General features: G+C 71.7%; 7 protein-coding genes and 1 pseudogene. 2 read left to right on the top strand and 6 right to left on the bottom strand.

The window, feature by feature from the left end:
• Positions 1-1,654: pseudogene (locus tag G5C51_RS35695) on the top strand (serine protease); the annotation flags it as partial.
• 130 nt (positions 1,655-1,784) lie between these two features.
• Entirely contained in the window at positions 1,785-2,735 is a 951-nt protein-coding gene (locus tag G5C51_RS35690) for a bifunctional riboflavin kinase/FAD synthetase (RefSeq protein ID WP_165243941.1), read from the top strand.
• Here G5C51_RS35690 and G5C51_RS35685 read toward each other — a convergent pair.
• From G5C51_RS35685 to G5C51_RS35660, 6 genes are all read right to left on the bottom strand, one after another.
• Positions 2,732-3,736, bottom strand: a complete 1,005-nt coding sequence (locus G5C51_RS35685) for an ABC transporter ATP-binding protein (RefSeq protein WP_206314682.1) — start codon at positions 3,734-3,736, stop codon at positions 2,732-2,734. The two genes, G5C51_RS35690 and G5C51_RS35685, sit on opposite strands and share 4 nt — an antisense overlap.
• Entirely contained in the window at positions 3,733-4,749 is a 1,017-nt protein-coding gene (locus G5C51_RS35680; protein ID WP_165243937.1) for an oligopeptide/dipeptide ABC transporter ATP-binding protein, read from the bottom strand. Before G5C51_RS35680 ends, G5C51_RS35685 begins: the two co-directional genes overlap by 4 nt.
• Positions 4,746-5,666 (bottom strand): ABC transporter permease, encoded by a 921-nt coding sequence (locus G5C51_RS35675; protein WP_165243935.1) that lies wholly within the window; start codon positions 5,664-5,666, stop codon positions 4,746-4,748. Before G5C51_RS35675 ends, G5C51_RS35680 begins: the two co-directional genes overlap by 4 nt.
• Complete coding sequence (locus G5C51_RS35670) at positions 5,663-6,709, bottom strand: ABC transporter permease (RefSeq protein WP_165243933.1); 1,047 nt, start codon at positions 6,707-6,709, stop codon at positions 5,663-5,665. The genes G5C51_RS35675 and G5C51_RS35670 overlap by 4 nt, the downstream gene beginning before the upstream one ends.
• Before the next feature lie 12 nt (positions 6,710-6,721).
• Positions 6,722-8,590 carry an ABC transporter substrate-binding protein gene (locus G5C51_RS35665; RefSeq protein ID WP_165243931.1) on the bottom strand — a complete coding sequence of 623 codons (1,869 nt, stop codon included), beginning with the start codon at positions 8,588-8,590 and terminating at the stop codon, positions 6,722-6,724.
• Between the two features lie 190 nt (positions 8,591-8,780).
• Positions 8,781-9,931: MinD/ParA family ATP-binding protein (locus G5C51_RS35660; RefSeq protein ID WP_165243929.1), on the bottom strand; the 1,151-nt coding region annotated here is incomplete at its 5' end.

Below are 9,931 nucleotides of genomic sequence, written 5' to 3'. Positions count from 1 at the left end.
GAACCGGCCGGTGCCGCGGCACCGGATCGGGCCCGTCATCGAGGCGCTGCTCGCGGTGGAGCGGCGGAAGGGGGTCTCCGAGCTGGCGGCGCGGCTCGAGGATCTGGTGCAGGCCGTGGACACCTTCGCGCGGCGGGATCAGGAGGTGCGGGAGGCGTACGGCGAATCCGACGGCGCCTTCCCGGTGGAGCCGGGGGAGTGGTGGGCGTCGCGGCTGCTGGCGGGGACGCTGCGGAAGCTGCCGGACGCCGAGCCGTATCTGCCGGTGCTGCGGCTGCTCGCCGAGCGGATGCTGGCGCGGGCGGCGGCCGACGGCGGGCTGGCGGCGGCGGGGGCGGTGCTGGAGCCGTTCGGGCCGCGGTTCTGGGCACGGCTGCCGCTGGGGATCGAGCATCGGCTGGGGCTGCTGCGGCGGCTGGTGCCGGCCGATCCGGCGCGGCCTTCCGCCTTCCTGACGGCGGCCGGGGATCTGCTGCGGGCCGATCCGGGGGCCGTGCAGCCGCTGCTCATCGAGTGGTTCAACGACGACCGGGCGTTGCCCGGGGCCGAGGGCGCCACCGTCGCCGACGCGGCGCAGGCGCTGCTGCACACCCTGCGCGGGCACGCCGTCGACGACCTGGCGGACGTCCTGCTGGAAGCCGGGCACCCGCGCGCCGACCAGCTGCTCGCCGCGCTGTGCGAGGACGAGACGCCGGCCATGTGCCGGGCGGTCGACCGCTGGTCCCACGACCCGCGCCCCGAGCGGCACACGGCCGCGGCGGCGTACGGGATGAAGACCGCGCCGCACGCCCGCACGGCCGCCGACCGGGAGCTGCTGCGGTACGCCGCGCAGGCGCTGCTCGCGCTGCCCGAGGAGTGGGAGCTGTACGCGCCGGCGCTGGTGATCCTCGTACGGAACAAGGACACCCGCGGCGAATACCTGGCCCACGCCCTCACGCTCTTCGCCGCGGGCGACACCCGGCTGCCCGCCGCCTCCTTCGTGCCCGCGCTGGCCAGCGACCCGGAGCCGGTGCTCGACGCCTTCCGGGCGCGGCTGCACGAGCCGGGGCCAGGCGCGGGCGAGGTGCTGGACGCCCTCGCCCGGGTGCGCACGCCCGCGACGCTCGCCCGGCGGGCCGCCGCGCTGGTGCGGGAGTACGCCACGCACCGTCCCGAGGGCGCCGCCGCGGTCGCCCGCTACTTCGACCGGCGGCTGGAGGACGGCGCGGCCGCGCGCTCCGTCCTGCACCCGCTCGGTGTGGAACTCATCACGGCGCACCCGCCGGCGATCCGCCGCGCGCTGGCCGCCGTCGTCGCCGAGCCGGGCACCCGGGCCTCGCGGCCGCTGCGCCGCGAGCTGCTCGCCGTGCTGCTGGACCGGGAGCGCGATCCGGGGGTACTCGACGCGCTGCTGGTCGCGGCGGCGAGCGGCAGCGCGCGGCGGGCCGACTGGCGGACGCGCGATCTGGTGCACCGGATCGGCCTGCTGCTGGCCTCGGGCGCCTCGGCGGCGGAGGGCGCGGCGGCCTTCGACCTGCGGCTGGTCGGGCTCGCGCGGGAGTATCCGGGCTTCGGGCAGCTGCTGCGCTCGTGGCTGGACGAGGCGCCGGAGGAGTGGTCGGCGGTGATCGGGCCGAGCGCGCAGGTCACCCTCGGCCCGCGGCAGGCGGGCTGACCGCCGCGTGACCGCCGCGTGAGCTCCGCCTCTCGGGGCCTCCGCAGGGCCCGGGGCATGGGAGGCTTGGTCCGGCATTGCATGATGGACATGCACCAACGGACATACGGTCGAGGACGGAGCAGGCGTAGTGCAGCGCTGGCGTGGCTTGGAGGACATCCCCGAGGGGTGGGGGCGCTCGGTCGTCACCATCGGCTCGTTCGACGGCGTGCACCGCGGCCACCAGCTGATCATCGGCCGGGCCGTGGAACGCGCGCGTGAGCTCGGCGTCCCGTCCGTGGTCGTCACCTTCGACCCGCACCCGGCGGAGGTGGTCCGCCCCGGCAGCCACCCCCCGCTGCTCGCCCCGCACCACTTCCGCGCGGAGCTGATGGCGGAACTCGGCGTGGACGCGCTGCTGATCCTCCCCTTCACGGCGGAGTTCTCGAAGCTGCCGCCGGCCGAGTTCGTGGTGAAGGTGCTGGTCGACAAGCTGCACGCGAAGGCCGTCGTCGAGGGCCCGAACTTCCGCTTCGGCCACAAGGCGGCGGGCAACGTCGCCTTCCTGGCCGAGCTGGGCGAGACGTACGACTACGAGGTCGAGGTCATCGACCTGTACGTCTCCGGCGAGGCCGGCGGCGGCCAGCCCTTCTCCTCCACACTGACCCGACGCCTGGTCGCCGAGGGCGACATGACCGGCGCGCTGGAGATCCTCGGCCGCCCCCACCGCGTCGAGGGCGTCGTCGTCCGCGGCGCGCAGCGCGGCCGCGAACTGGGCTTCCCGACGGCGAACGTCGAAACCCTCCCGCACACCGCGATCCCGGCCGACGGCGTGTACGCGGGCTGGCTCACGGCCGACGGCGAGCGCATGCCGGCCGCCATCTCCGTAGGCACCAACCCCCAATTCGACGGCACCGACCGCACGGTGGAGGCCTACGCCATCGACCGCGTCGACCTCGACCTCTACGGCCTGCACGTCGCCGTCGACTTCCTGGCGTACGTCCGCGGCCAGGAGAAATTCAGTGACCTGGACGGCCTGATGGCCCAGATGCGCACGGACGTAAACCGCTGCCGCGAGCTGACGGCGGCGTACGACGGCTAGTCGCTCCGCAGCGCGTAGTGACAGGCCACCCCGGCGTCTCGGGGGCCCAGGATTGTCAGGTCCTTTGTGCGGCACGCGTTCGCGACGCCCGCTCGTTCCGCTTCCCCCGACGCGAGGACCTGGCAGCGGGCGTGGAAGCGGCAGCCCTTTGGGATGCGGGAGGGGTCGGGGGCTTCGCCGGAGAGGACTACGGGGGCGCCTTCTGCGTCCGGGAGGACGGACATCAGGGCCTGGGTGTACGGGTGGCGAGGCGCCGTCAGGACCTGCTCCACCGGGCCCGACTCCACGATGCGGCCGAGGTACATCACCGCGACCCGGTCGGCGATGTTCCAGGCGAGGCCCAGGTCGTGGGTGACCACCAGGGCCGAGAGGCCCAACTCGTTCCGTAGCCGCAGCAGCAGGGCCAGGATTTCGCCGCGGACCGAGGCGTCCAGGGAGGCGACCGGCTCGTCGGCGACGATCAGTTCTGGTTGCAGGACCAGGGCGCCGGCGATCACTACGCGCTGGCGCTGGCCGCCGGAGAGTTCGTGCGGGTACTTCAGGAAGAAGCGCTCCGGGGGGCGCAGGCCCGCGCGCGACAGCGCCTCGGCCACCGCCGCCCGCTCGTCGCCGGCGCTGCCGTGGATGCGGAGGCCCTCGGCGACGGCGTCGTAGACGGTGTGGCGGGGGTTCAGCGATCCGCTGGGGTCCTGCAGCACCAGCTGCACCCGCTTGCGGTACGCCTTCAGTGCGCGCCCGTCGTACGACAGCGGCGCGCCCTCGTATGTCACCCGCCCCTCGGTCGGCCGGACGAGTCCGAGCAGCGACCGGGCCAGCGTGGTCTTGCCGCAGCCGGACTCGCCGACCAGCGCCACGATCTCGCCGGCGCCGATCGCCAGCTCGACCCCGTCCACCGCCCTCGCCGCAGGCGCCCCGTGCCGCCCCGGAAAGGTGACCTGCAGTCCGGAGGCGGACAGGAGCGCCGCCTCCGTGGTCTCCGTATCAGAAGCCACCGCCGTCATCGCGCCTCCTCCGCATGTGCCGCGCCCTGCTCGGGCACCGCCTCCGCCAGTCCGCCGCCCACGTGCACGCATGCTGCCCGGCGGGCGTCGTCAAAAGCGCGCAGCGCCTGGTCGTCGGTCGCGCACGACTCCAGCGCCACCTCGCAGCGCGGGTGAAAGGTGCACCCGCCCGGCAGCCGCGCAGGGTCGGGCGGGTCCCCGGCGAGGCCGCGTGGCGCCAGCCGCGACGCCAGGTCGCCGACGGTGGGGAACGCCGCTGCGAGGGCCTTGCTGTACGGGTGCTGCGCCCCGGTGAACACCTCCCGCGCCGGGCCCTCTTCGACCACCCGGCCCGCGTACATCACCGCGAGCCGGTCGCAGGTGTCCGAGAGCACCGCGAGATCGTGGCTGATCATCAGCAGGCTGATGTCCTTCTCCGCCACCAACTGCTCGATCAGCCGCAGGATCTGCGCCTGGATCATCACGTCCAGCGCGGTCGTCGGCTCATCGGCCACGATCAGCCGCGGGTCGCAGGCCAGCGCCATCGCGATCATGACGCGCTGCCGCTGGCCGCCGGAGAGCTCGTGCGGATACGCGGAGAGGCGGGACGCCGGCAGTCCGACCTGCTCCAGCAGCTCCCCGGCCCGCTTCCGCGCCGCCGCCTGGGAGGTGACCGTGCGGTGCAGCAGCATCGGCTCGGTGATCTGGTCGCCGATCCGGTGGACGGCGTTGAGCGAGTGCATCGCGCCCTGGAAGACGATCGAGGCGCCGGCCCAGCGGACGGCGCGCAGCCGGCCCCAGCGCATCGTCAGCACGTCCTCGCCGTCGAGGAGGATCTCGCCGGTCATCGTCGCGTTCTTCGGCAGCAGGCGAAGGAGCGCCAGCGCCATCGTCGACTTGCCGCACCCCGACTCGCCCGCCAGGCCGAGCTTCTGCCCGGCGGCCAGCTGCAGCGACACCCCGCGTACGGCGGGCACCGCGGACTCGCCCGACCCGTACGTGACGTGGAGGTCCTTCACGTCGAGCAGCGTCACTTCGCGACCCCCAGCTTCGGGTTGAGTACGGTCTCCAGCGCCCGCCCCGCCAGCGTGAAGGCGAGCGCGACGGCGGCGATGGCGAGGCCCGGCGGCACCAGATACGCCCAGTGGCCGGAGCTGACCGCGCCCGCCTCCCGGGCGTCCTGCAGCATGCCGCCCCAGGACACCACCTGCGGATCGCCCAGGCCGAGGAACGCGAGCGTGGCCTCGGTGAGGATCGAGGTGGAGATGGCGAGGGTGGTCTGGGCGAGGACGAGCGGCATGACGTTCGGCAGCACGTGGCGGGTGGTGATGTGCAGGTGGCCCGCGCCGAGCGCCTTGGCGCGCTCGATGTACGGGCGGGCCTCGATGGCCAGGGTCTGGGCCCGTACCAGCCGGGCCGTGGTCGGCCAGGCGGTGACGCCGATCGCGATGATGATCGTGGTCACCGAGCGGGACATCACCGTGGCCAGCACGATGGCGAGGACGAGCGCCGGCATCACCAGGAACCAGTCCGTCACCCGCATCAGCACCGTCGAGAACCAGCCGCCGAAGTGCCCGGCGACGATCCCGACGACCGTGCCGATCGCCACGCACAGGAAGGCGGACAGCAGCCCGACGGTGAGCGAGATCCGGGACCCGTAGACCACCAGGCCGAGCACGCTGCGCCCGAACTGGTCCGTACCGAAGGGGAATTCGGCGCTGGGGTCCTCCAGGGCCTTGCCGGGCGCGTCGGTGACGTTGTCGACGTCGCTGCCGACGAGCAGCGGCGCGAAGATCGCGACCAGCGCGATGACGAGCAGCGCGATCAGGCCGACGACGCCGGCCCGCTGCTTGCGGTACGCGGCCCAGAAGCGGGCGGCGGAGGCGCGGCGGCGGGCGCGGGCGAGGGCGCCGGGGGTGGCAGCGGCTGCTGCGGAGGCATCTGCGGTCATCGGCCCACTCTCGGGTCGAGCAGCGGATAGAGGATGTCGGCGAGCACGTTCATGAGGATCATCGCGCCCGCGAAGACCACGAACAGGCCCTGGACGAGCGGCAGGTCGGGCACGCTGAGCGCCTGGTAGAAGAGGCTGCCGACGCCCGGCCAGGAGAAGACCGTCTCCACCAGGATGGAACCGGCGGCGACGTGGCCGAGGTTGACGAAGATCAGGGTCACGGTGGGCAGCAGCGCGTTCGGGACCGCGTGCCGGCGGCGGACGAGGTCGTCGCGCAGGCCCTTGGCGCGGGCGGTGGTGAGGTAGTCGCTGCCCATCTCGTCCAGCAGCGAGGAGCGCATGACCAGGAGGGTCTGCGCGTATCCGACGGCGACGAGAGTGAGGACCGGGAGCACCATGTGGTGCGCCACGTCCGCGATATACGCGAAGCCCTCCTTGCCGCCCTCCTCCATGCCGCCGGTCGGGAACAGGCCCGGGATCGGGCCGATGCCGACGGAGAAGACGATGATGAGGAGCAGGCCGAGCCAGAAGCCGGGGACGGACCACAGGGTCAGCGCGACGCCGGTGTTGAGGCGGTCGCCGAGGCCGCCGTGCCGCCAGGCGGCGCGGGTGCCCAGCCACAGGCCGAGCATCGTGTAGAGGACGACGGCGACGCCGGTGAGCAGCAGGGTGTTCGGGACCTTCTCCCAGATCAGCTCGGAGACCGGGGCGTGGAACTGGTACGAGGTGCCGAAGTCGCCGGTGACCGCCTTGGTGCAGTAGTCCGTGAACTGCTGCCACAGCGGCAGGTCGAGGCCGAACTGCTCGCGCAGCGCGGCCAGCTGGTCCTCCGATACGGCCCGCCCCTGGGTCATGGACTTCACCGGGTCGCCGGGGATGATCCGGAAGAGGAAGAAGCTGGTGACGAGGACGGCGAAGAGCGAGACGGCGGCGCCGGCCAGCTTTCCGCCGAGATAGGCGAGATACGCGCGGGCCGCGCCCGGCCGCCGCTCCTTGGCGGCGGCCGTAGCGGGCGCGGTGGTCGCGGTGGCTGTGGCTGACATAGGCGAATCAGCCTATTCGCGATCATCGGCGGCGGAACGGCGACGCACCAGCACAAGCCCGCCGATTCCCGCCGCTACGACGGCCGCGGCCGCGATGCCGATGATCATTCCGGTGGAGCTGGAGCCGCCGCTGGACGCCTTGGCCTCGCCGCCGGCGGGCTTCGCGGACCACCAGCTCCAGTAGCCGTCCTGGCCCCAGATGTTCCCGTTGGAGGCGGGCATCGCCGTGATCGACTTGATCTGGTCGGTGCGGTAGGCCTCGACCGAGTTCGGGTACGCGAGGACGTTCATGTAGCCGGAGTCGTAGAGCCAGGACTCCATGTCCTTGACGATGGCCGCGCGCTTGGCCGGGTCGTACTCGGCGATCTGCTTGGCGTAGAGGCTGTCGAACTTCTTGTTGCAGATGAAGTTGTCGGTGAGGCCGACGTCCTTCGGGGTGTTGGGGAGCGCGTCGCAGGTGTGCAGGGCCAGCACCAGGTCCGGGTCGGGGTTGACCGACCAGCCGTCGAAGGCGATGTCGTACTCGCCCGCCACCCAGGGGTCGCCGACATTGTCGAGGCAGGTGGTCTTGGTCTTGATGCCGAGCTCGCCCCACCACTCCTCGAGGTACTTCGAGGCGGCTTTGTCCTTGGGGTCGGTGGCGTGGCACATCAGCCGGAGGGTGATCGGCTTGCCGTCCTTGTCGAGGCGCTTGCCGCCCTTCTCCTTGTAGCCGGCCTTGTCGAGGAGGGCCGCGGCCTGCTTCGGGTCGTACGCGATCTTCTGCTCGGCGGAGGGCTTCCAGAAGTAGTCCTCGTAGCGGGGCGGGATGTAGCCCTCGCCCTCGACGCCGTGGCCCTGCAGCACCTTGTCGACGATGGTCTTGCGGTCGACGGCGTGGAAGAGGGCCTTGCGGAAGTCGGCGTCGAGCAGCGCCTTGTGGCCGTTGCCGAACTTCTTGCCGTTCTTGGCCTTGGCGCCCGGGTTGGTGGCCAGCGCCCAGAAGCGCTTGCCGGCGGCGTCGTTCACCTTGATGTTCGCGGCGCCCTCGAGCGAGGCGGCCTGGGCCGGGGTGAGGTCGGGGACGAAGGAGACCTCGCCCTTCTTGAGGGCGGAGACGGCGGCGTCGTTGTCCTTGTAGAAACGGAAGACGAGCTCGTCGAAGGCGGGGGCGCCGCGCCAGAACTTCTTGTTCGGCTTGAACTTCACGTACTGGTCGGTCTTGTGGTCGGTGAGGATGAACGGCCCGTTCCCGACGATGGGGAAGTCCTTGTCGTTGGTGAACTCGGCGATGTTCTTGACCTTCGTCCACACGTGCTTCGGCACGATCGGCACGTCGAGGGCGAGCATGGTCGCCTGCGGCTTCTTGAGCTTGATGACGAGGGTGCGGTCGTCGGGGGCGGTGACCTTGTCGAAGTTGGCGACGAAGTTGCCGTTCGCGGTCTTCGCGCCGTCGTCGGTCATCATCTTGTTGAACGTCCAGGCGGCGTCCTCGGCGGTGACGGGCTTACCGTCCGACCACTCGGAGTCGTCGCGGATCGTGTACGTCCAGGTGAGCTTGTCCTCGGAGGTCTTCCACTTGGTGGCGAGGCCCGGGAGGACCTTGGAGGGGTCCTTCGGGTCGTAGTTGGTGGGGAAGTCGTACATCAGCCGCATCATGTTCGTCGCCGAGAGCCGGGTGGCGGTGAACGGGTTGAGCGTGTCGACGCTCTGCGCGATGGCGACGGTGAGGGTGTCCTTCTGGCCCTTGCCGTCGGGTGTGGCCTCGCCGCTGCCGGCCCCTTCGGCGAACGCCGAGGCGGGGGCGGCGACGAGCCCGAGGAGCAGGAGGCAGAGCGCGGCTGCGGCGGCCACGATCCCGCGGGCGAGGCGGGTGAACGGGCCGGATTCCGGATGGTGCATGGCACCTCGCATGATGGGAGCGGCTTGAGTGACGTAGCTCACGTAACGTGTGGTGATCGCCTGTGTCTACTTGCGTCGCGGCCCCGCTGTCAACGACTCCCGCCCGGCTTGTCCGCTCCCGAAACAGGAATGAGGCCCGCCACTTCAGCAGAAGCGGCGGGCCTCATTGGTTGGGCCAATGGCGGGGGTGTCAGCGGGGCTGCTGACCCGGGGGATTCGGGTAGCCGTAGCCGGGGCCGGGGAGGCCGGGCTGTCCTGGCTGACCCGGCTGTCCCGGCTGGGACGGATAGCCGGGCTGGCCGGGGCCGCCGGCCGGGGGCATGCCGTGCCCGGGCATCGGCGGCGCCACCTGCGGCGGCGGCTGCCGCCCGTCACCGGTCCACAGACCCTGCGCCTGCTGCGCCCGCGCGAAGTCCTCCGCGATCATCGCGGCGAGCTCGAAGTACGCCTCCCGCGCCTTCGGCCGCATCATGTCGAGATCCAGCTCCGCGCCCGCGGAGAGATGCTCGTCGAAGGGCACCACCTGCACCCCGCGGCAGCGGGTACGGAAGTGCGCCACGATGTCGTCGATCTTGATCATCTTGGAGGTGTCGCGCACCCCGGAGATGACCGTGATGGACCGCGATACGAGATCCCCGTAGCCGTGCGCCGACAGCCAGTCGAGGGTCGTACTCGCGCTGGAGGCACCGTCCACGGACGGTGTGGCAACGATGATCAGCTGGTCGGCGAGGTCGAGCACGCCGCGCATCGCGCTGTAGAGCAGGCCCGTACCCGAGTCGGTGAGGATGATCGGGTACTGCTGGCCGAGCATGTCGATGACGCGGCGGTAGTCCTCGTCGTTGAAGGTCGTCGAGATCGCCGGGTCGACGTCGTTGGCGAGGATCTCGAGCCCCGACGGCGCCTGCGAGGTGAAGCGCCGGATGTCCATGTAGCTGCTCAGATACGGGATGGCCGTGACCAGGTCCCGGATCGTCGCACCCGTCTCGCGCCGCACCCGGCGGCCGAGCGTGCCGGCGTCCGGGTTGGCGTCGATCGCGATGACCTTGTCCTGCCGCTCGGTCGCGAGGGTGGCGCCGAGCGCGGTGGTCGTCGTGGTCTTGCCGACGCCGCCCTTGAGCGAGATGACCGCGATCCGGTAGCAGGACAGGACGGGCGTACGCACGAGCGCCAGCTTCCGCTGCCGCTCCTCCTCGGCCGCCTTCCCCCCGATCTTGAACCGCGAAAGCCCGGCTTTTTGCTGCTTCTTGCCGGCCTTGTGCTTGTCCTGCAGCAGCTGGTCGGAGGAGAGCTCGACGGCGGCGGTGTAGCCCAGGGGGGTGTTCATCTGGGGGGTCTCTTGCT

Source organism: Streptomyces coryli, from assembly GCF_011044975.1.
Classification (GTDB): Bacteria; Actinomycetota; Actinomycetes; order Streptomycetales; family Streptomycetaceae; genus Streptomyces; species Streptomyces coryli.
This window is presented reverse-complemented; position numbering and strand designations above follow the sequence as displayed.